A 21,201-nucleotide genomic window follows, 5' to 3' on the forward strand; every position below is an offset into this window, starting at 1 on the left:
TCTCACTATATGAGTAGCCAAGATGAGTGAAGAACTAGTCAGCCACAAAGAATTAGCATTTCAGCTCTACGAAGTGTTAGACACAGATAAATTGTGTCAGCGGGAGCGGTTTAGCGAACATAATAAAGACACCTTCGATGCTGTGATGGCAACAGCAGACAAGATAGCCAGGGAAAAATTCGCCCCTCACAATGCCAAAGCGGATGCCAATGAACCGACATTTGATGGTGAGAATGTGCATATGATCCCCGAGGTGCAACAAGCGTTTAACGCCTATGCCGAATCTGGGTTGATTGCCGGGCGTTTTGATTTTGCCGAAGGTGGCATGCAGTTTCCCGAAACCATAATGACAGCTTGTGCCGGCTATTTTATGGCCGCCAACCCCTCCAGTACTGGCTATGCTTTTTTAACCATAGCCGCGGCTAACGTGATTAAAAATTTCGCCAGTGATGATGTCAAAGGGCAATTTATGCCACGCATGTTAAGCGGTGAATTTACCGGCACCATGGCGTTGACCGAACCCCACGCTGGTTCTTCACTGGCAGACATCCACACCCGTGCTAAAAAAACCGAAGATGGCAGTTATCGCCTCAAAGGCAGTAAGTTGTATATCTCTGCGGGTGATCATCAGCTTAGCAAAAACATTGTGCACTTGGTGCTGGCTAAGATTCAGGGGTCCGCGGCTGGCGTGAAAGGTATTTCATTATTTGTGGTGCCTAAATTTCGTCTGGATGAAAACGGCCAACCCGGGCAACGTAATGATGTAGCCCTAGCCGGCCTTATTCATAAATTAGGTTATCGCGGCACAACTTCAACTGCCCTGAGTTTTGGCAGTCAGGATGATTGTCATGCTTACTTGGTGGGCGAAGAGCATCAGGGCCTTAAATACATGTTTTTGATGATGAATGAAGCCCGCTTGGGTGTGGGTTTTGGCGCCGCTATGGTGGGATATGCAGGTTATCGATATTCCCTGGCGTATGCCAAAGAGCGCACCCAGGGACGAGTAGCCCCCCATACCAAACCCGCGGACAAGGCCGCGGCCATTATTGGACATGGTGATGTCAAACGTATGCTGTTAACCCAGAAAGCTTACGTGGAAGGCGCCATGAGTTTGTGTTTTTACGCGGCACGTTTGGTCGACGATATTCATACCCTGGAAGACGAAGGCGCGCGGCATAAAGCGCGGGAACTATTGGATTTACTCACCCCTGTGGTTAAAGCCTGGCCTTCTGAATACGGTCCCAAAGCAAATGATTTAGCGATCCAGGTATTAGGAGGAGCGGGTTATACCCGTGAGTACCCGGTTGAACAATACTGGCGGGATAACCGTTTAAACCCCATTCACGAAGGCACAAACGGCATTCAGGCACTGGACTTGTTGACTCGCAAGTTATGGCAGGCAAATGGTGCGGGCCTAGCTCAACTGCAACAAATTATCCACGGGGATTTTGCCAAGGCCCAAGGAGAGGTGTGCCAACTTCTGGTAGCCAATACCCTGCCTTATTTACACCGATTACAGCCTCTTATTCCTCAACTTGCTGCGGCCCTTAAGGGCCAGGAGCAAAACGTTATGCTGGCTAATGCCCAATGTTTTATGAATATCTTTGGTCAGCTTGTGATGAGCTGGATCTGGATCAGGCAGGCCATTGTGGCCGAAAAAGCATTACAACAGACAGGTATCAGCCCTGATGAACAGCATTTTTACAAAGGTAAACTCCAGGCGGCGAGCTATTTTATCAATTGGGAATTAGCCACAATCACTCGTGACTTTGCCTTACTGGAAACTATGGATAACAGCTGCTCGGCTATGCAAGCCGAGTGGTTTTAATGAGCAGCCTTATTACGATTTATTCACAAGGAACAGATAATGAAAAATAGTCAGTTTTTACTCGCATCTCGTCCGGTTGGCATGCCAAATAAAGATAATTGGAATTTTGTACAAAGCCAAGTACCAGAGCTAAAAGACAATCAGGTATTAGTAAAAATAGAATATATCTCACTCGATCCCGCTATGCGTGGCTGGATGAATCAAGGAAAATCTTATATTGAACCCGTACAGATTGGCGCTGTTATGCGTGCCAGTACTGTGGGCAAAGTACTTAAATCCACTGATGCTAATTTTGCCCAAGGCGATTATGTGTATGGCCACTGCGGTGTGCAGCAATACGCCGCGGTATCCACAGCCGATATCCACAAGATAGATACTGATCTTGCTCCCCCTGAACGTTTTTTAGGGGTATTGGGCATGCCGGGTATGACCGCCTATTTTGGTTTGTTGAATACTGGTTTGCCGACAGCCGGTGAAACGGTAGTGGTATCCGGTGCTGCAGGTGCAGTAGGGACAGTCGTCGGGCAGATCGCTAAAATTAAGGGCTGCCGCGTCGTAGGTATTGCTGGCGGAGCGCAAAAATGTGCTTACCTGACCGAGGAGCTCGGGTTTGACGCCGCTATAGACTATAAAAACAGCAATGTTAAAAATGCCTTAAAAGAACATTGTCCCAAAGGCATAGATGTGTATTTTGATAATGTGGGCGGTGAAATTTTAGATGATGTGCTTACCCAAATTCGCATGAAAGCCCGTATCGTGATCTGTGGCGCTATTAGTCAGTACAACAATACTGCGCCGGTTAAGGGGCCCTCAAATTATTTGTCTTTGTTGGTTAACCGGGCGCGGATGGAAGGGATAGTGGTCTTCGATAACGTCAAGTATTATGCTGAGGCAGCGGCGGAAATGGCCGGTTGGATAGCACAAGGAAAATTAAAGGCCAAAGAGCATGTTGTTACAGGCATTGAAAAATTTCCAGCAGCCTTGTTGATGCTCTTTAATGGCGAAAATATGGGTAAATTGGTGCTTAAAGTGGACGAAAGTTAATGAGTGATAACAGTGTAAACGCTAAACATATTGTCATTACAGGCGGCGCATCCGGGATAGGCGAATACACCGCTATTTTATTGGCAAGACGCGGCGCCAAAGTCACCTTGGGTGATCTCAATCAGGTTGCTGGAATAGCCTTGGCTCAGCGTATTAATGACGATGGTGGACAAGCATTATTCATTCCCCTGGATGTCAGCCAACCGGATTCTGTAGCGGCTTTTTTCCAGCAGGCGATACAGAAAGTGGCGCCTATAGATGTGGCGATTAATAGTGCTGGTATCGACCATGTTCCCAAACCTATGCTTGAAGTAGCTGACGCGGTTTTTCATCAGAATATCGCCGTAAACCTGGCGGGTGTCTGGTATTGCATGAAACAAGAGATTGCCCATATGCTTGAAAACGGTGGCGGACACGTGATCAACATTGCGTCTGTGGCCGGCATACGCGCAGCGCCCACTTTGTCGGCTTATAGTGCCACGAAACACGGGGTGATGGGGCTAACTAAAACCGCAGCGGTTGAATACGCCAGGGCCAATATTCGTTTTAACGCTGTATGCCCCAGCTTCATCCGCACCCCTATGGTGGAAAACGTGTTGGCAAATGTGCATGAACGAGTGCAACAGGCCATGATCAAAGCCAATCCGATGAAACGTTTAGGTGAACCACAAGAAGTAGCGGCTGCCTTAGCTTGGTTATGCTCGGATGAATCCAGTTTTATGACCGGTCAATCTGTGGTCTTAGATGGTGGTATGACCGCCTAATCAGCCACTCAAAAAGGAAAGAATTATGAACAAAGATATTTTTGATTTAAGTGGGAAAGTAGCACTGGTAACCGGAGCAAGTCGGGGAATAGGCGAATCTATTGCCCGTTTATTAGCCGCCTACGGTGCTCATGTTATCGTGTCCAGTCGTAAAATTGATGGCTGTGAAACCGTTGCAGCCAGCATTCGTGAGACAGGTGGAACAGCCACGGCGCTGGCCTGCCATGTGGGGGAGATGGCCCAGATTGCGGCGACATTTGAAACCATTAAAAACCAGTTTGGGCGCTTAGATATTTTGGTTAACAACGCGGCGGCTAATCCTTTTTTCGGTCACATTCTAGATACAGATCTAGCCGCTTTCGATAAAACAGTCGATGTAAACGTTCGCGGTTATTTCTTTATGTCGATTGGTGCCGGCAAGATGATGAAAGAGCAGGGAGGGGGAGTCATTCTCAATACTGCCTCGGTTAATGGCGTATCTCCAGGGGCAATGCAGGGAATTTATTCTATAACCAAAGCGGCGGTGATCAGTATGACTAAAGCCTTTGCCAAAGAATGCGGTCCGTTAAATATCCGGGTTAACGCCTTATTACCGGGATTAACTGAAACCAAATTTGCATCGGCTTTAACCAGCAACGAAAAAATACTCAAGACCGCGTTAATGACCATTCCTTTGGGCAGGGTTGCCCAACCTGACGAAATGGCGGGTACTGTGTTGTATCTGGTCTCAGACGCTTCCAGCTATACCACAGGTACCACCATCACCGTGGATGGGGGCTATCTGGCTTAAGCTTTTGCTGACAGCATAAAGCCGACAAACTGTCGGCTTGTGTATTGCTCTTTATTTCTTGACCCAACTGCCGTTAACCAATAGATAATGACCAGAACTGGTTTTATCAAAAGCCTTCTTAGCCGCGAGTTTTTCAACTTGTTCTAATTGCAGGTTATTTTTAGCAGCCAACTCTGCGTATTTAGCCTTACGTTTGGCATTGACATCTATGATCAATGTTTGGACTTGTGCATTGTTAACCACAGCCCCCAAATAACCGTCCATTTGTTCGCCCACCAGGCCTTGATCCTTGGCGTCGTCCAAGTCTATGGCAAAGGCAATACTGCTAAATAACAGGGTTAGGGCACCGACTAAAGTCGCTAACGTCATTTTTTTCATCATATTTTCCTTAGAATAACTCGCTGTCTTCGCTGAAAATATCATCCAGCTCTTTATCAACTTTGACCCGAATTTCATGATCAATTTTAACATTAATATTGATCGTAATCGGCTCTTTGGTCTCAACTTGTACCTTGTGGGTACAGGCTGTAACCGCCACCGTCACTGCTATCAGCAACCATATTTTCACTTTTCACCACCTTGTTTGATTTTTTGTTCAATTTGACTTTGCACTGTATCGGTTAAGCGTAAGGATTTTAACAAGGTTAAAATATTTTCCTCGTGACTGTAATTGAAATTTACCCCTTGGCCAAGTTCTGGATTATTACCGAGAATGGAAAAATCCAAAAATAGCCAGCCGTCGGTATCGAGCCTTACATTACTGCTTAGCTGTTTAAAGTCCAGGTTCTCTAAATAAGCCAGCTCGGTCTGTTGCGCCTTAATCGACTCAAAGGCCGGGTTGTCGGTTATGCGTAGCTTGCCAGGCCCATGACTCGTTATCCTGCCCCCTGTTATCGTTATACCTTGTGCAGTTGATGTCAGAGGCAAGGTACCCTGGATTTCACCGCTTAACTGGATCCCTCGCTGTTGCTGCAATTGTGCGACCTCGCCTAATTCGATATGAGAAACTTGCACCACGGTACTTTGCTCGCGCCCATCCAGCCACAAATCGTTTAACGCCATACTCCCCCCTAAAAGCTGAGCTGTGACTCGGGTGATATTGACCTGACTATCCACCACCTTGTATGACGCATTTATGTCTGTTATGGGTAAACCTACTTGGGCCGAGGCGAGGGTCAGACTAGCTTTTTTTAGCTGAAGACCCGCTGAATCTAAAGTAAACGCACCGGCGGTAGTCAAGTCGGTAAAGACAAACTCCTGGTAGTGGGCAAGAAGTTCCTGGACATCGAACTTCCCCTGACCGGTTAGTATGCCAAGATCCAGTGCCAGATCCGCAGATAACAAACCCGCGGTTAGTTTGGCCTCAGGCAACAAGCTATGTAAAGCAGGGTTTAGTGCCTTTATAGATTGTTTTGCAATATTGATATTAACCCGACCCTGTTGCTGGTCTATCAATGCGAAAAACTGCTCATTTAGCAACACCTGGTGTTGGCTTGCCACTTGAGCAGATTGTTGCTTGGCACTGAGGTGATGTTTAACATTCACTTTGCCCAAGTTTAGATAACCTGCATCCTTAACCTTTATGACTAGGCCGCTTAAGTTAGATTCCCCGCTTAACGTCAACTCATTAAGTGTTTTAAGGGTCAGATCCAACTGGTTGTTTAGGGTGAGAATTGCAAACTGGTTGTACAGCACATCGGCCATAGAATTGTGCAGCTTAATGTTAACCTTGTCCAAATTCATGGCAATAGCACTGAATTGACTGGTCAAATTTTTGATGGTGATGGCCTTGCCATTTACTCCATAACTCAACCCGTGGACTGAACTTTTCCCTTTAAGTATTAACCCCTGATCGCTGGTTAACCTGGCACTGAATTCGACATTGGCCTTAGCCAGCTTTACGCCCTGGGCAAACTTGTTAATGCTCAGAGTGTTGGTCGGTGCCACTAGCTGCCAGTGGTCAGGACTATATTGGCCTTGGCCTGAAACTACTAAACTTATATCAGGGCTGCTAGTCTTGGTGGGCTCAGCATTAGGTTGGGGGGTAAACAACAGGGAAAAGTCTGCCTGCAGTTGGCTCTGCCCCGCACGGGGAGTAACGTGATAGTTAAGATCCCTAAGTTCAAGGTTGAGTTGGGATGCAGGGCCATCACTAATGCTGATCTGCGGCACAGTTATGGTGTCGGCAGTCAGAGATATTTTTTCGACAAATTCAACCCTCAGATGTTCGGGCAATGCAAAACCAACAACTTTGCTAGGGGGCAAGCAGTGTTTTATTGCTGATACTCGGGTATCCAAGCCGCTTAAGTCGAGGTACCCCTGTTTATTGAGCAATTCGAGGTTTGCAGTTATGCTGCCGTGGGTATTAAACGTTAACCGGCAATCTTCGTGCACTTGATAAATGCTTGTCAAATCCAGCTGGTGTTGGCTTTCAATATGCCGCCCGTCGAACAGCACCTTAGAATAAATAGGTGTTTTGACCAGGGCTTGCTGGGAAAAGAGTGCACCTTGCTGAGCCTGTAACTGGCGACCGAAAGCCAATTTTGTTAAAACATCGGCTAAAGACCAGGTCACATCCAGCTTAAGCTGTCCTGCCTCTAAGCGAACCGCTGCGCGGACATCCCCTGTTAATACAATATTGTTGGGGCCGGATTGCTCAACACTTAAATGGACAGGCTCAGCTAAGAGGGGGCTTCGTAGTTGTAATTGTTTTACCATGAGGCGGGGGAAATATGCCGCCAGGGAAAAATCCGCCAAGTTGAGCGTATCTGGTTCACTGGGTTTGTCTTCAGCATCTGTCTTTAACAAATGCTCTATACCCAGTTCACCGATAATCAATTCGTTTGTACGATAGTGCCATTGCGCATCTTGTAGCTGTAATTTGAAGTCCGGGCTGACTAAACATAATTGTTCTATGCTCAGGCTCAAATCCAGGTGCAGTTCAAACTCCAGGCAGCTTACTTCAATATGCTGCTGGGCGCCGAAATATTCCAAAACGGCTACCGCAATTGGCTGCCTAAAGGCATAAATCAATAGATCCGTCAGGATTATCAAACCGACAACCGCTGTTATTTTTAGGCTCAACCGACTCCACGACATTACGCGCATAGCTCCCTGTTTCTCATTTGTGGTGTTCCTTATATTGAACATTATCAAATAAATAGACAATGAACAGATAATTAAATTTTACATGCCCACATGACGACTAATCCGAGTTTAGGTTAATATAACGGGGGATAGACCCAAGGCGAAAGGATGTTAAAAAATGAAAATATGGGTAGATGCTGATGCATGTCCTGTGGTGATAAAAGAGATCTTATTTCGCGCCGCCGAACGTAAAAGCATAGAAACGGTCTTGGTGGCCAATCAATATATACGCACACCACCGTCTAAATTTATCAAATCGATGCAAGTAAAGGCTGGTTTTGATGTGGCTGATGATGAAATAGTCAAATTGCTCGGTCCAGGGGATCTAATTATCACCAGTGACATCCCATTGGCGGCCGAGGTTATAGAGAAGGGTGGGTTGGCGTTAAGCCCCAGAGGGGAAATGTTTACCAGTGAAAATATTCGGGCCAGGCTAAATATACGCGACTTTTTAGATACCATGCGGGCCAGTGGTGAACATACTGGCGGACCGGCACCATTAAATCAAAGTGATCGACAAAACTTTGCCAACCACCTGGACAGATTACTGGCGCAGCGCAATTAACGCTGCCACCAGCTATAACGTCAGTGCTTAGCGTTGACTGGTACCTCTATTACCGCTTCGGTTGCCAGTTTGGTGGCCGCGAGCGTTATCTCCTGAACGCTGGCCATCGCGATGGCCGACCCGTGCTCGTTTGGGCTTGTTGGCTTTGATGGGGCGGTTATCCAAGCGTGATTCAGGTAGGTCGTTAACCGGTTCAAAACCCTCAACTATCTTACGTTGAATAAGCTGTTTGATGAGTCGTTCGATATCAGCTAATAAACTAAATTCATCATTAGTCACTAGGGATATAGCCTGTCCACTGGCACCTGCACGACCTGTGCGGCCTATTCTGTGCACATAGTCTTCGGGCACGTTGGGTAAGTCATAGTTTACCACTTGAGGTAAGTGGCTTATGTCCAGGCCCCTGGCAGCTATGTCGGTGGCAACGAGAGCGCGTACTTTACCGCTTTTAAATTCAGCCAAAGCTTTGGTGCGCGCACCTTGGCTCTTATTTCCGTGGATGGCGGCGGAAGTAATGCCTCTCGCTTCCAATTGTTTGGAAATCCTGTTCGCCCCATGTTTGGTGCGGCTAAAGATCAATACCTGCTGCCAGTCATTATCCTTTATTAAACGAATAAGCACAGGAGTTTTCTGGTTTTTATCCACGGGATAAACCCACTGTTCGACCGATTCGACCGTAGTATTAGGAGGAGAAACCGATATCTCTACAGGATTGTTCACCAAACCTTTGGCCAGGGTGCGAATTTCGTTAGAAAAAGTGGCTGAGAACAGTAAATTCTGACGTTTAGCCGGCAGCAATTTAATGATCTTCTTAATATCATGAATGAAACCCATATCTAACATGCGGTCGGCTTCATCCAATACCAGTATTTCCAGTTCGTCAAAACGCACGGCATTTTGATTATACAAGTCGAGCAAACGGCCTGGGGTGGCAACTAAAATATCCACGCCTTTGCGCAGCTTTATCATTTGCGGGTTAATGCCCACACCGCCAAATACCACGGCTGAGCGCAATGACAAATCTTTACCATAGGTAGTTACGCTTTCGGCCACCTGTGCTGCCAGCTCACGGGTAGGGGTGAGGATGAGCGCTCGAGTCTGGTTACCTGTGGCATTCGTACCACGATTGAGCAACTCAAGTATGGGTAGGGTAAAACCTGCGGTTTTGCCTGTGCCGGTTTGTGCGGCGGCCATTACATCTTTACCTTGCAACACCGCTGGTATGGCTTGTGCTTGGATAGGTGAGGGATCGGTATAACCTTTAGCGGTTACTGCTGAAAGAATAGAGGGGGATAAGCCTAGGTCGGCAAAACTCATATTTTACTCGCTGGTGATAAATTAATGATTATTGTCAGTGTTGATATTTTATGCATCACTGCGCAGGCCGCGAGGATACAGCATCTAAGGGGATTAGCAATCGCGAACATAAAAAATCCGTTATTGGCTAATACCAATAACGGATTTTATTGACCTGATATCAAAAGTTAAGAATCAGAGCCTGGTCTGGTTGCCGGCGCTGCCGAGCTGGTAGAAGCTTTTAAAAATGTGGCTGTTTTACCAGACACTTTTATTTCTGGACGCGCTTCATTAGCCAATGACCCGACTTTTACCTGAGTAAACTCTTGCTCTATGCTGGCAGGTTTAGCCATAGGATGTGAAAAAGAAGCAGGTTTAGGTTTAGGCACGGGCGCCACCTTTTTTGTCTCGCTTATAGGTGTCGAAATAGTGGGTTTAGCCACAACTTCTGCACTTTGAGGCTTAACTGACTCTACTGCCGGTGCGGTGGCATTTGCTTGTGTTAGTTCAGGTTGAGTTTCAACATCAGGTTTAACTTCAGCATTAACTTCAGGTTTAACATCAACTTTAACTTCAGGTTTAACATCAACTTTAACTTCAGGTTTAACATCAGCTTTAACATCAGCTTTAACTTCAGCTTGAGCCTCGGCCTGTGGCTCAGAAGTTGAAGCCGCCGGCAGCTGTGTTTCGTCCACGTGCATGGCGTTAACTTCAGGGGCCACTGGCACAACTTCGGCCAGGGCCATTGGCTGATTTTCGTCAACCTGGGTCTCTTTTACGCTTGGCTGTTCAGCTACGGCTGCGGTTTCCTGGGTAATCATTTGCGCTGCAGCACCTCCTTGAACACTGGGCACAGGCGCAGTTTGCGGCTCGTCAAATTGCAATTCATCTTGCTCGTTAACGACAATTTCAGTAGCTGACTGCTCTTCGTTATCCTTGCGACGTTTTTGACCTGCGGCGCGAATATGACGAGGAGAACGGCGACTACGAGCTCGACTACCTGCGTCGTCCTTGTTATTGCTATGGCTGTGCTGGGCCTCTTCATGGGTCACATGAGTGGCCGTGTCACTGACGGTTGGCGTCAACTCTGCATCGTCTGTCTGCTTGACACTGGGCAGCTCAGTTTGCACGTCTTCTTGGGGCGTATCGGCGCCAGAAGCCTGGACCTTATTTTCCGTCACTGCGGCGTCCATTTGCACGGGTTTTTTCTTAGCTGCGGGTTTTCTAGGTGCGCGATTGCCATCAGTATCATCAACTGGTGCAACTTTGACCTCGTCGGTAGACTGGTTTTTGTCATCTACACGCACACTTCGTCTGTTATCACGACGTTTACGTCTTTCAGCCAATTGCTCTTTCTGTTCAACCGGGCGGCTAGGTGCCGTCTTGGCTGTGTTGGGTGTTTTTGCTTCAACAACGTTGCTGGCGACCTTCGGACTATCTTCACGACGAGGTTTGCGATTGTCTTCGCGACGTGGTTTACGCTCACCGGATTGCTCGCGGCTATCGTTTCTATCTTTCCTTTCACGACCTTCAGCGCTTTTCTCATTACGATCTCGGCCTTCACCACTTCTACCTCGTCTATTGGTATTGCGATCGGGACGGGTGTTTTTGCGGGTATTTTGCCCCCCAGTACTAGGTGTCTTAACCTCAGGTTCTGGTGTTTTGGGCTCAGATGCTAGCAAGCCACCCAGCCAGTTGCTCAGCTTGGTGAAAATTGACGTTCCCTGAGCCGTTGGGGTTTGAGTGCCAGTTGGCATAGCCTTGGCCGGAGATACGAAACTTTGCAATGCAGGCTGCTCTTTAACAGGCATAGCCGTAACTGGCCGGTCTGCTTCAGTGTCTGAGGTTTCCATAAGCGTGACGTTATAACTCATATCATGCATGGCATCATCGGGACGACGGCGAGCTACGTTATAATGCGGTGTTTCCATGTTTGGATTAGGAATGATCACCAGCTGTACATTGTGGCGTTTTTCAACACTAGCTACTGCACCGCGTTTTTCATTCAGTAAATAGGTAGCGACATTTACCGGTAATTGGGCTTCAATTTGTCCGGTATTATCTTTTATGCTTTCTTCTTCCATAATACGCAATACAGACAAGGCCAGCGATTCTGTACCACGCACTGTTCCATGACCACTACAACGTGGGCAAACATTATGGGCAGAATCACCTAATGACGGACGCAAGCGTTGGCGAGACATCTCCAGTAAACCGAAGCGTGAAATACGGCCTAACTGCACACGTGCCCGGTCATGACGAACCGCATCTTTTAGGCGGTTTTCGACTTCCCGCTGATGCCGTATCGGTGTCATATCGATAAAATCAATAACCACCAGGCCACCTAAATCACGCAAGCGCAACTGACGGGCAATTTCATCTGCCGCTTCTAAATTGGTATTAAAGGCGGTTTCTTCAATATCGCTCCCCTTAGTCGCCCGGGCAGAGTTGATATCGATGGACGTTAGCGCCTCCGTTGGATCGATAACAATAGAACCACCGGAGGGCAAGCGTACTTCCCGTTGAAATGCTGACTCTATCTGACTTTCGATTTGATAATGACTGAATAAAGGAACATCGCCCCGATATAATTTTACGCGACTGGCGAAGTCGGGGCGCACCAGCTCAATATGTTTCATCGCATGCTCATAAACACTGGTTTTATCGATCAATATTTCGCCTATATCACGGCGTAAATAATCACGAATAGCGCGGACAATGACATTGCTTTCCTGATGAATTAAAAACGGGGCAGGGCGTGATTCCGCAGATTCTGAAATGGCTGTCCAGTGGGTTAGCAATACGCTTAAATCCCACTGTAATTCTTCAGACGATTTACCCACGCCGGCCGTACGGACGATCAAACCCATGCCATCGGGTAAAGATAAATTACTCAGGGCTTGTTTTAGTTCTGTACGCTCGTCGCCTTCTATACGACGTGAAATGCCACCGGCCCGAGGATTGTTTGGCATCAATACCAGATAACTACCTGCCAAACTGACAAAAGTCGTGAGCGCCGCACCTTTTTGGCCACGCTCTTCTTTGTCGATTTGGATGATAACTTCCTGGCCTTCTTTAATGACGTCTTTGATGTTCGGACGCCCTTCAAATTTATAGCCTTTGGGGAAGTAAGTACGGGCAATTTCTTTTAGGGGTAAGAAGCCGTGGCGGTCCGCGCCATAGTCGACAAATGCGGCTTCAAGGCTAGGCTCTACGCGGGTAATGGTGCCTTTATAAATATTGGCTTTCTTTTGTTCGTGGCCTGGGCTTTCAATATCTAAATCGTAAAGTTTCTGACCATCAACTAGGGCAACGCGCAGCTCTTCTTGCTGCGTTGCATTGATTAACATTCTTTTCATTCTATTTAACTCGGTGGTATACCGATCGCCATGGATGAAAGACATGTGTTGATATTCGACAATTTTCTGTCATGCAGCCTCTCGGCTGTATTCAACTAATTTTAAGTTTTGCCTAAGTATCTTATACATTATTTTTATGTATGGTTTTTTAGATACTTGCCCATTTGGGTGTCAGTTACGGCTGTTATCTGACATTCACGTATTCGTTTCTTAAAACGGTTAATATTCGGTATTTAGCACCACAATCTCAGGCGCCAAACAAACCCAATACCTTGTCAATTCAATTACATTCTTCACATCATTGGCGATCAAAAGGTTATTTATCGCTGATGTCTAGGTTCTGTTCTATCTGACGTACGAAAAGTTACACACTTCGCAGTCGATACGGCAATATTTAACGACATTGATTTGTCGCCTTGCTACCAGAACGGATTCATACATCTGTTTGTTTAAAATTATTTTCATCTAATTTTAGACCGGTCCATTATCACATTAATCCCGTAAGGGTGGCAAGAGAATAAAAATGCTGGTCAAAGGTGGGGGTTCTTCAGTTACAATGCGCGCACTATGACAGATACATTATTTCAAAAAGTGCAATTCATCGATATCGATCCTGACCTTGAGGGGCAAAGGATCGATAATTATTTGCGTACCTTGTTAAAAGGTGTGCCTAAAAGCCTTATATATCGCATCGTGCGAAAGGGCGAAATCCGGGTTAATAAAAAACGGGTTAAACCGGAATATAAGCTCCAGGCAAATGATCAATTACGTATTCCACCTATTCGCATAGCCGAACCTAATGCTGCCCCCTCCACCAAACTTGATAAAGTGGCAACGCTGGAGTCACACATATTGTTTGAGGATGAGTTATTTATCGTACTCAATAAACCTTCGGGAATGGCAGTACATGGGGGCAGTGGTTTGAGTTTCGGAGTTATAGAGGCACTAAGGGCGTTGCGCCCGACTGAGCGCTTTTTGGAATTGGTTCACCGCTTGGATCGTGACACCTCAGGCTGTTTGGTGATCGCCAAAAAACGTTCTGCCCTAAAACATTTGCATGAACAACTACGAGACAAGAAGGTGGATAAACGTTATCAGGCATTGGTTGCCGGACACTGGCCCACAGACAGGTATAAGGTCAATGCCCCTTTATTAAAGAATACCCTCAAGTCTGGGGAACGTTTAGTGTCGGTAAATGCAGAAGGTAAACCTTCGGAGACCCGTTTTCGCATCTTGCAACAATTTACCGACGCCACCTTGGTCGAGGCATCGCCCATTACCGGCCGCACCCACCAAATCCGGGTACATTGTCTACACGCTGGCCACCCTATTGCTTGTGATGACAAGTATGGAAACAGTGAATTTGATCAGTATATGCAAGATAAAGGCTTAAAACGCCTCTTTTTGCATGCCTATTCTATTGCTTTCATTCATCCTAAAACACAAGAGCGGGTAAGTTTTATGGCTCCCCTGGACATGCAACTTAGCAAAGCGCTGAAAAAAATAATTACAAATATATAAGCAATAAGGAAAAGTCGTTAATGAAAATACTGGTAACCGGTGGCGCAGGTTTTATTGGTAGTGCAGTGGTTAGGCATCTGTTGGAAAACACAACAGATACTGTTATTAATCTGGATAAGTTAACTTACGCTGGAAACACTGAATCCATTCCGAGTGAATTGCACACTAATCGCTATCTTTTCGAACAGGTTGATATTTGTGATGCCCCCGAACTAAACCGGGTTTTGCAACAACATCAACCCGACGCGGTGATGCACCTGGCTGCAGAGTCCCACGTGGATCGTTCCATCGACGGCCCCGCCGAGTTTATCCATACCAATGTAGTGGGGACTTATACCTTATTAGAAGCCACGCGGAGTTATTGGCAAGGATTGTCTGGGCAGAAACAGCGCGGTTTTATCTTCCATCATATTTCAACGGATGAAGTTTATGGCGACTTACCCCACCCGAATGACTTGCCTCAAGGTGCTCCTTTACCACTTTTTACCGAAAATACCCCCTATGCGCCCAGCTCACCTTATTCGTCTAGTAAAGCCAGCTCAGATCATCTGGTGCGTAGTTGGCAGCGTACCTATGGTTTTCCTACTGTGATCACCAATTGTTCAAATAATTATGGGCCCTATCACTTTCCGGAAAAATTAGTTCCTCACGTGATCTTAAATGCTTTGGCGGGTAAACCGTTACCGGTTTATGGCGATGGCAGCCAGATACGTGATTGGTTGTATGTTGAAGATCATGCCCGCGCTCTGTGTTTAGTTGTCAAATCCGGTAGGGTCGGGGATACCTTTAACATTGGCGGGCACAACGAAAAACGTAATCTGGAAGTAGTGAAAACCATTTGTAGCCTACTTGACGAGCTAGCTCCGCAAAAACCTGAAGGAATTAGCCAATATAGTGAGCTAATAACCTTTGTTAAAGACCGGCCTGGTCACGACGCCAGGTATGCAATTGATGCCAGTAAAATTCAGCGTGAACTCAATTGGACCCCCCAGGAAACCTTTGAATCTGGTATGCGTAAAACGGTTAGTTGGTATCTGGAAAATCAAGGGTGGTGGCAAAGGGTATTATCCGGCGCTTATCAACTAAATCGACTAGGGTCAGGTGAATAAAGATGCTTAAGTATAAAGGGATTATTCTGGCCGGGGGGTCAGGGTCACGTTTGCATCCTATTACCCAGGGCACCTCTAAACAGCTGTTGCCCATCTATGATAAACCGATGATTTATTATCCTTTATCTGTACTCATGCTGGCCGGGATCCGCGAGGTGATGATCATAACCACCCCCGAAGATCAGGCAAATTTTCAACGCTTATTGGGTGATGGAAGTACTTTTGGCATAGAGATCACCTACGCAGTGCAACCCAGTCCCGATGGTTTGGCTCAGGCTTTTATTATCGCTGAAGCGTTTATTGGTACCGATAATGTCAGCCTGGTTTTAGGCGACAATATTTTTTACGGGCAACATTTCTCTGACAAACTCAAACAGGCCACGGCGCGGCAAACTGGGGCCACGGTTTTTGGCTATCACGTAACCGACCCGGGGCGTTTTGGGGTGGTCGAATTTGATGAACATAAAAAAGCCATCAGTATCGAGGAAAAGCCTGCCAAGCCAAAATCCCAATATGCGGTTACAGGTTTGTATTTTTATGATAACGATGTGATTGAAATTGCCAAAAATATCCAGCCCTCCCACCGTGGTGAACTTGAAATCACAGACGTAAACCTGGCCTATCTACATCGCGGGGATTTACACGTGTCGCTATTGGGCCGGGGTTTTGCCTGGCTGGATACCGGCACCCATGACTCCTTATTAGATGCGGGCCAGTTTGTGCAAACAATTGAACACAGACAAGGTTTAAAAGTTGCCTGTCTGGAAGAAATTGCCTTTCGCCAAAAGTGGGTGGATGTCGAACATTTGCTAAAACAGGGCAACAGTTTGCAAAAAACTGGCTATGGTCAATATTTGCTCAAAGTGGCAGGGGGTTATGAATAGATGAAAATTACTCACACACCATTAAACGACCTGTTGATTTTTGAACCCAAGGTGTTTGGGGACCAACGGGGCTTTTTTATGGAAACCTTCCGTGCAGATTATTTTACTGAAGTAACAGGTGTTGAAACCTTAGTTCAGGACAACCACAGTAAATCAGTGCAAGGTATTTTGCGGGGGTTACATTACCAGCTTGAACATACCCAGGGTAAGTTGGTGCGGGTCACCCAAGGCAGTGTCTATGATGTGGCCATCGATATGCGTCGCTCTTCTTCTACCTTTGGTAAATGGTGTGGTGTTGAACTAAGCGCTGACAATAAAAAGCAAGTATGGATCCCTGCTGGTTTTGCCCATGGTTTTTATGTCACCAGCGAAACGGCAGAGTTCGTTTATAAATGTACCGATTATTACCATCCCCAATCAGAGGTATCCTTGCGCTGGGATGATGCGCAATTGGCTATCCACTGGCCACTGGTGAATGACCAGCAACCGAGTTTATCGGCAAAAGATGCCAACGGCTTGGCATTTTGCGAGGCACCAACATTTCCCTAGCCTAAATTGATTGGCGCCATTTAAATACGGAAAAACACAATGAAAGTTATGGTAACAGGCAAAAATGGCCAACTGGGTTGGGAGTTAACCCAGAGCATTCCCGATGGTGTGGATTGCATTGCACTGGGCTCCGAAGAGCTGGATATCAGGAATGAGACAGCGGTCAATGCGGCCATAGCCAGCATCAAACCAGATGTGGTGATCAACGCTGCCGCTTATACTGGGGTAGATAAGGCAGAAGGTGAAGAGGAAGATGCCTATGCGGTCAACGCCCTTGGACCAAAGTACATCGCCCAGGCATGTTTGACCCATCAGGCCCGTCTGATCCAGATATCAACAGATTTTGTGTTTGATGGTAATCAAACCACACCCTATCAAACGGACGATCAACCCCACCCCCTTGGGGTTTACGGGGCGTCTAAATTGGCTGGTGAAAAAGCGATTACAAACATATTAGCCGATGCGGTGATTGTGCGCACAGCCTGGGTATATTCGGTGCATGGCCATAACTTCGTGAAAACCATGTTGCGCCTGATGACTGAAAAACCGCAACTGAGCATTGTTTATGACCAGGTCGGTAGCCCATGTTGGGCCGGGGGCTTAGCCAAATGGTTATGGGCAGTGGCCAGCAAACCGCAAATTTCCGGTACCTACCACTGGACAGACGCAGGCGTTGCCAGTTGGTATGATTTTGCCGTCGCTATTCAGGCGCTAGCCATGGAAAAAGGCCTGCTCCAGGCTGCCATCCCCATCCGGCCAATATTAAGCGCGGCTTTCCCCACCCCGGCCAAACGCCCGCATTTTTCGGTGATGGACAAAACCAGAGCCGAACAGGCTACGGATCTATTAAGCACACATTGGCGTATGCACTTGTCTGCTATGTTGGATACCCTGAAAACGATAGGTTAATTTAGTCGCCGGCGGGGCGGTTGATGTGGGCAAAAATATCGTAGTCAAATTTTCCAAGTAATTCGATCAAGCCAATGAGCGGTAAACCCACTAAAGTATTGGGATCGCGCCCGTCCAGTTTTGTGAATAAACAAATTCCCAATCCTTCGCTTTTAAAGCTGCCGGCACAGTCATAGGGCTGTTCTGCTTCCAGATAGGTTTCGATTTGCGACTGAGTTAAAGGTTTAAAGGTCACACTAAAGGGCTCGATTAAACTTTCATGTCTATTACTTATTGAGTCGTATACACACAAACCCGTATAGAAAATCACGGTTTTGGCGGCTAAAAAGCTCAGTTGCTGCACGGCATTGGCAAAGTTGCCCGGTTTACCGAGAATTTGCCCATCAACACTGGCGACCTGATCTGAGCCAATAATTAAACCTTGGTGGTGTTTGGCGACATTTTTGGCTTTAGCCAACGCTAAGCGTGCCACTAAGGTTTGTGGGGACTCAGTTAACTCAGGGCTTTCATCCACACTGGGGGCTATCGATTCAAAGGGAACCAGCAATTTTTTTAGGGTGGTACGTCGGTAGGCTGAAGTTGAGGCTAGAATTAGTTTCATGAAAATGATGACGTGTTATATAATTGAGGTCATCAAATCAAAGCATAATTCGCTTAAATTACATAGGACTAATCGTTATATTTTCTTTGACTAAACACTCTTCAGCCTTTATGATGCGCGCGCTATGCAGAAAGTGAAATTACCCAAACTACTTGACCCAGTCAAAAGTGCTACAAAACGCTCCGAATATCGGGGCATGATGTTAGCTTCTGATATGCCGAGGCTGCTTGAGGTTGTCGCTGGTATAGACGATGAAATTGATGCTGAGGTTAAGTTCTTAAAAGACGAGCAGGGTCTTTCTTACTTCGAGGGTCAATTACATTGTACAACATCACTTGTCTGTCAAAGATGTGGTGGTGTTTTTACTCATCCAGTAAATGTATCTTTTTGTTTCAGTCCTGTGCAGGGTCTGGACAATGAAGATACCGATGAGTTACCGGACACTTACGAACCGGTAGAGGTCAATGACCATGGAGAAATCAATTTACTTCAAGTATTTGAAGATGAGCTGATGTTATCCCTGCCCATCGTGGCCCTTCATGCAGAGGAGGATTGCGCTAGAAAGCGGGATGACATGAGTTTCGGAAAAATTGAACCGATCGATGAGCGTCCAAACCCGTTCGCGGTTTTGAAAGAACTTAAGCGAGACTAGGAGTAAACTAATGGCAGTACAAAAGAATCGTAAAACCCGCTCTAAACGTGGCATGCGTCGTTCGCATGATTCGTTGGGTACTACTACTTTGTCTGTAGATTCAACATCAGGTGAGACGCATGTTCGTCATCACGTGACTGCTGATGGTTACTACAAAGGCAAAAAAGTTCTCTCATTATAATTTGAGGCGACTTTGAGTCATCTAACCTTAGCGTTAGATATTATGGGGGGCGATAACGGCCCCCATATTACTCTACCCGCAGCCATGAAGGCGCTGCACGAATTCCCCCAGCTAAACTTAACCTTATGCGGCGATAAACCCATTATCCACGCCTGGCTTGCCGAAAATCCTAATTCCTATTCCAACCGCTATTCTATAATACACTGTGCACAACAAGTTTTGATGGATGAAAGTCCGGTTTCGGCGTTGCGCCATAAAAAAGAGTCATCTATGGCCCGGGCCATTCATTTAGTGGACCAGCAACAAGCCCATGCCTGTGTTAGTGCCGGTAACACTGGCGCTTTGCTAGCTATTGCTTATTCCGTTTTAAAAACCTTACCAGGTATTGTGCGTCCGGCGCTGATTTCAACCTTACCCACAGTGTCGGGAAAAAAAGTGTATTTATTGGATCTTGGAGCCAATGTGCAGTGCGATAGCGAGGCGTTGGTGCAAAATGCCATAATGGGCTCTGTGGTGGCGGAACATGTATCCGGTATCGCTTATCCTAAGGTTGCGCTGCTAAATGTGGGGCAGGAGCAAATTAAAGGTAATTTGCAGATAAAAAAGGCAGCTAAAATTTTAGCCACACTGCCCAGTATCAATTACATCGGTTTCATTGAAGGAGATAATATATTCAATGAGGTGGCTGACGTGATTGTCACCGACGGTTTTACCGGCAATATCGCACTCAAATCATGCGAAGGGCTGGTTAAGTTGCTAATTGAAGAAGTAAAACGCGATGCACGTCAAAATATGCTGACCAAGATCATGGCCAAATTAGCTCTGCCTTTATTGCGCAAGATTTATTTACGAGTGAACCCCGACCAGTATAATGGTGCGAGTCTGATAGGATTGCGCGGAATAGTGGTAAAGAGCCACGGTAATGCCTCCGACGAGGCCTTTTTGTATGCCATTAGAGAGGCGGTACAAGAAGTGACCAGACAAGTTCCGAATAAAATTAAAGATAAAATCGAAGCCGTATTGATGGAGCGCACAGAATAAATGAATTCGAAAATAATTGGTACTGGTAGTTACTACCCACAAGAGATACGTACAAACGCTGATTTAAGTCAGATGGTGGATACGTCTGACGAGTGGATTACAGATCGCACCGGTATCAAAGAAAGACGTATTATAGGTATCAATGAAACCGCCGCTACTATGGGCGCCGAAGCCAGCAAGAAAGCGATAGAAGCTGCAGGTATCGATCCTAAATCCCTGGATATGATAGTGTGCGCCACCACCAGTGGTCGATATGCTTTCCCCAGTACTGCATGTGAAATTCAAAAGGCGCTGGATATCGATGGCATCCCTGCCTTTGATGTGGCCGCGGCTTGTGCGGGGTATTGTTATGCCTTAAGTGTGGCTGACCAATACATAAAATCCGGCATGGCCAAGCGGATCCTGGTAGTAGGTACAGACTGTTTAAGCCGTATGATCAATCCCAATGACAGAACCATGGTGATTTTATTTGGTGATGCCGCCGGGGCGACTATTATTGAAGCCAGTGAAGAGCCGGGGATCTTGTCGACACACATTCATGCCGCCGGATCATTCGGCGATTTATTAACTGTGGGTAACCCAACCCGTGGAGACGAGCTGTCTATACACGAAAACTGGGGCTCCATGAAAGGCAATGAAGTATTCAAGGTGGCGGTGACCAAGTTAAGCCAAGTCGTAGAAGATACCTTAGCGACCAATAATATGCAGAAATCAGATTTAGACTGGCTGGTACCTCATCAAGCTAATTTTAGAATTATTAAAGCGACGGCTAAGAAATTGGACATGTCGCTGGATCAGGTGGTTATCACATTAGAAAAGTATGGTAATACCTCGGCAGCTACGGTACCCACGGCTTTGGACGAAGCGATCCGCGATGGCCGTATTAAACGCGGGCAACACTTATTGTTAGAAGCCTTTGGTGGCGGTTTTGCCTGGGCTTCGGCCCTGGTACGTTATTAAG

The 21,201-nt window shown here is 46.6% G+C and carries 20 protein-coding genes; 14 read left to right on the forward strand and 6 right to left on the reverse strand.

The genetic code is table 11. From position 1 onward, the window contains the following. Positions 1 to 22: 22 nt before the first annotated feature. The 4 genes from AC3RV5_RS11635 to AC3RV5_RS11650 are packed head-to-tail and all read left to right on the forward strand — an operon-like array spanning position 23 to position 4,426. Complete coding sequence (locus AC3RV5_RS11635) at positions 23 to 1,828, forward strand: acyl-CoA dehydrogenase (RefSeq protein WP_489727818.1); 1,806 nt, start codon at positions 23 to 25, stop codon at positions 1,826 to 1,828. A 39-nt stretch (positions 1,829 to 1,867) separates the two neighbouring features. Continuing rightward, entirely contained in the window at positions 1,868 to 2,872 is a 1,005-nt protein-coding gene (locus AC3RV5_RS11640; protein WP_489727819.1) for an NADP-dependent oxidoreductase, read from the forward strand. After that, a complete protein-coding gene (locus AC3RV5_RS11645; protein ID WP_489727820.1) occupies positions 2,872 to 3,636 on the forward strand; it encodes an SDR family NAD(P)-dependent oxidoreductase in 765 nt (254 codons plus the stop codon). Before AC3RV5_RS11640 ends, AC3RV5_RS11645 begins: the two co-directional genes overlap by 1 nt. Before the next feature lie 25 nt (positions 3,637 to 3,661). Beyond that, positions 3,662 to 4,426 carry an SDR family oxidoreductase gene (locus tag AC3RV5_RS11650; protein ID WP_489727821.1) on the forward strand — a complete coding sequence of 255 codons (765 nt, stop codon included), beginning with the start codon at positions 3,662 to 3,664 and terminating at the stop codon, positions 4,424 to 4,426. A gap of 51 nt (positions 4,427 to 4,477) precedes the next feature. Here AC3RV5_RS11650 and AC3RV5_RS11655 read toward each other — a convergent pair whose 3' ends face one another. The 3 genes from AC3RV5_RS11655 to AC3RV5_RS11665 are packed head-to-tail and all read right to left on the reverse strand — an operon-like array spanning position 4,478 to position 7,510. Further along, a complete protein-coding gene (locus tag AC3RV5_RS11655) occupies positions 4,478 to 4,804 on the reverse strand; it encodes a YdbL family probable chaperone protein (protein ID WP_489732144.1) in 327 nt (108 codons plus the stop codon). A 10-nt stretch (positions 4,805 to 4,814) separates the two neighbouring features. Then, a complete protein-coding gene (locus tag AC3RV5_RS11660) occupies positions 4,815 to 4,994 on the reverse strand; it encodes a YnbE family lipoprotein (RefSeq protein ID WP_489727822.1) in 180 nt (59 codons plus the stop codon). Next, the gene (locus tag AC3RV5_RS11665) at positions 4,991 to 7,510 is read right to left on the reverse strand and encodes an intermembrane phospholipid transport YdbH family protein (protein ID WP_489727823.1); all 2,520 of its coding nucleotides are present in this window, start codon (positions 7,508 to 7,510) and stop codon (positions 4,991 to 4,993) included. The genes AC3RV5_RS11660 and AC3RV5_RS11665 overlap by 4 nt, the downstream gene beginning before the upstream one ends. A 181-nt stretch (positions 7,511 to 7,691) precedes the next feature. Between AC3RV5_RS11665 and AC3RV5_RS11670 the strand changes: the two genes are divergently transcribed. Next, complete coding sequence (locus AC3RV5_RS11670) at positions 7,692 to 8,138, forward strand: YaiI/YqxD family protein (protein ID WP_489727824.1); 447 nt, start codon at positions 7,692 to 7,694, stop codon at positions 8,136 to 8,138. Between the two features lie 27 nt (positions 8,139 to 8,165). Here the strand turns inward: AC3RV5_RS11670 and AC3RV5_RS11675 are convergent, their stop codons facing one another. Further along, complete coding sequence (locus tag AC3RV5_RS11675) at positions 8,166 to 9,455, reverse strand: DEAD/DEAH box helicase (protein WP_489727825.1); 1,290 nt, start codon at positions 9,453 to 9,455, stop codon at positions 8,166 to 8,168. 167 nt (positions 9,456 to 9,622) lie between these two features. Continuing rightward, a complete protein-coding gene (rne, locus tag AC3RV5_RS11680) occupies positions 9,623 to 12,784 on the reverse strand; it encodes a ribonuclease E (protein ID WP_489732145.1) in 3,162 nt (1,053 codons plus the stop codon). A 576-nt stretch (positions 12,785 to 13,360) separates the two neighbouring features. Between rne and rluC the strand changes: the two genes are divergently transcribed. Genes rluC through rfbD form a run of 5 tightly spaced genes read left to right on the forward strand, consistent with a single transcriptional unit; the run spans position 13,361 to position 17,765 of the window. Continuing rightward, positions 13,361 to 14,314 carry a 23S rRNA pseudouridine(955/2504/2580) synthase RluC gene (gene rluC, locus AC3RV5_RS11685; protein WP_489727826.1) on the forward strand — a complete coding sequence of 318 codons (954 nt, stop codon included), beginning with the start codon at positions 13,361 to 13,363 and terminating at the stop codon, positions 14,312 to 14,314. Positions 14,315 to 14,334: 20 nt separating this feature from the next. Then, positions 14,335 to 15,423, forward strand: a complete 1,089-nt coding sequence (gene rfbB / locus AC3RV5_RS11690) for a dTDP-glucose 4,6-dehydratase (RefSeq protein WP_489727827.1) — start codon at positions 14,335 to 14,337, stop codon at positions 15,421 to 15,423. 2 nt (positions 15,424 to 15,425) lie between these two features. Next, positions 15,426 to 16,307: a glucose-1-phosphate thymidylyltransferase RfbA gene (gene rfbA, locus AC3RV5_RS11695; protein ID WP_489727828.1), complete on the forward strand. Its 882-nt coding sequence runs from the start codon at positions 15,426 to 15,428 to the stop codon at positions 16,305 to 16,307. Further along, positions 16,308 to 16,856 (forward strand): dTDP-4-dehydrorhamnose 3,5-epimerase, encoded by a 549-nt coding sequence (gene rfbC, locus AC3RV5_RS11700; RefSeq protein ID WP_489727829.1) that lies wholly within the window; start codon positions 16,308 to 16,310, stop codon positions 16,854 to 16,856. A 39-nt stretch (positions 16,857 to 16,895) separates the two neighbouring features. Further along, a complete protein-coding gene (gene rfbD / locus AC3RV5_RS11705; protein ID WP_489727830.1) occupies positions 16,896 to 17,765 on the forward strand; it encodes a dTDP-4-dehydrorhamnose reductase in 870 nt (289 codons plus the stop codon). 1 nt (position 17,766) lies between these two features. Here the strand turns inward: rfbD and AC3RV5_RS11710 are convergent, their stop codons facing one another. Next, positions 17,767 to 18,366 (reverse strand): Maf family protein, encoded by a 600-nt coding sequence (locus tag AC3RV5_RS11710; RefSeq protein WP_489727831.1) that lies wholly within the window; start codon positions 18,364 to 18,366, stop codon positions 17,767 to 17,769. Positions 18,367 to 18,490: 124 nt separating this feature from the next. Between AC3RV5_RS11710 and yceD the strand changes: the two genes are divergently transcribed. The 4 genes from yceD to AC3RV5_RS11730 are packed head-to-tail and all read left to right on the forward strand — an operon-like array spanning position 18,491 to position 21,200. Then, positions 18,491 to 19,018 carry a 23S rRNA accumulation protein YceD gene (yceD, locus tag AC3RV5_RS11715; RefSeq protein WP_489727832.1) on the forward strand — a complete coding sequence of 176 codons (528 nt, stop codon included), beginning with the start codon at positions 18,491 to 18,493 and terminating at the stop codon, positions 19,016 to 19,018. A gap of 10 nt (positions 19,019 to 19,028) precedes the next feature. Beyond that, positions 19,029 to 19,199: a 50S ribosomal protein L32 gene (gene rpmF / locus AC3RV5_RS11720; protein ID WP_489727833.1), complete on the forward strand. Its 171-nt coding sequence runs from the start codon at positions 19,029 to 19,031 to the stop codon at positions 19,197 to 19,199. Positions 19,200 to 19,211: 12 nt separating this feature from the next. Then, positions 19,212 to 20,240 carry a phosphate acyltransferase PlsX gene (plsX, locus tag AC3RV5_RS11725; RefSeq protein WP_489727834.1) on the forward strand — a complete coding sequence of 343 codons (1,029 nt, stop codon included), beginning with the start codon at positions 19,212 to 19,214 and terminating at the stop codon, positions 20,238 to 20,240. Then, on the forward strand, positions 20,241 to 21,200 hold the full coding sequence (locus tag AC3RV5_RS11730; protein ID WP_489727835.1) for a beta-ketoacyl-ACP synthase III: 960 nt from the start codon (positions 20,241 to 20,243) through the stop codon (positions 21,198 to 21,200). Position 21,201: the final 1 nt, after the last annotated feature.

It is taken from the genome of Paraglaciecola sp. IT1134, from assembly GCF_058068185.1.